At 44.1% G+C, this 1212-nt stretch carries 2 pseudogenes; both read right to left on the minus strand.

Features of this window, described 5'->3' with window-relative positions:
• Window positions 1-620, minus strand: a pseudogene (locus GJV78_RS22630) (T6SS immunity protein Tli4 family protein); the annotation flags it as partial.
• A 166-nt stretch (window positions 621-786) separates the two neighbouring features.
• Window positions 787-1212 (minus strand): annotated as a pseudogene (locus GJV78_RS23190) (T6SS immunity protein Tli4 family protein); the annotation flags it as partial.

A 1212-nucleotide genomic window follows, 5' to 3' on the forward strand; every position in this document is an offset into this window, starting at 1 on the left:
ACCTGCGCTTCCGCAGTCTGCGTCCGCTCTCCTGTATCCGGGTCATTCCTCCCCCAGAAATGATACAGACGCCTTCCGCTATTTATATAAACCGTATATCCCCTGTAATCATAGTCCACAAAAGCATTCTGATAGTCTTTTAACACAGACCTGTGCTTTCTGTCGAACTCTGTTTTGGCGGACATTGGTTCATTAAATAATTTTGAGTTAAGCTCTTCCTTTTGTAGTGCGACATTTTTGTTAAAATTTATACTATCGACTCTCCTTATACGATATTCAGGAAAATCTATTGGCTTATCACTTTCACCAGAAATACCAAGTCGGTAATTACCGTAGTAGAATGAAGAAAATTGTGCCTGCACGGTATCTCTGGTTGCTTTGTCATATTTATCTCCGAAAGTAATGCCATTTCCTGAGAATCTGCGGGTTATAAAATAACCATTACTCTCAGGCCGCTTAGCTGGATTAATAAAGCCTTCTATGGGGTACAGGCCTACCACCAGGTTATCAGGCAACTGCATCTGATAATAACTTATACACTCACTCTTCCATTCCTGGCCTGATGTGGCATATGAAATAAGAAGACCGGTACCAAGAACTGCCAATGATAAACTTTTCATGTCTGGCTTTCCTGTGGGTTATTGATATCTTGATTGTCTGCAATCCCGAGCTCTTCTGCTTGTTGCGTGTGCCTGGCAATCAGCCGCATAGTAGAGGATATTAAATTATCCTTCCCTTCAGTCCGGCGCAGCTGTAAAAATATTGCAGTAATCAGGATAATATACCTTATCGCCTTTTAATCGAACTGACTATGCGCTCAGCCATTTTTTCCAGTTCATCCTTGTCCATTGGCGGGTTGTCTTTCGCCTGCCGGCTGTCCTGCATGGCATAGAACAGAAGGTCCGGATGCTTATTCCTGGCCGAGCGGTCGCCCTGAACATAAGCAACATATCCATAATTTACGCTGCCATCTTTATAAACCGATTTTACAAATGTAGCGACTCCCTTACGCCCGTCCATGGTTATTGCGCGCCACTCTGGCTTTATCACCTCTTTTGAAACGGCAGACCATTGATATTGCCAGTTCCACAGCCATCTGACATAATCTTTTTCGTTCAGTTTATCCTCTTTACCCGCTTTCGGCTGCATCCCCAGGTCCTGAAAAAACAGGGTCACATCCGGATGGTTTTTTAGCCGGTAGGTCACCCCCAT

Origin of the sequence: Intestinirhabdus alba (genome assembly GCF_009711095.1) — a bacterium.
Lineage (GTDB): Bacteria > Pseudomonadota > Gammaproteobacteria > Enterobacterales > Enterobacteriaceae > Intestinirhabdus > Intestinirhabdus alba.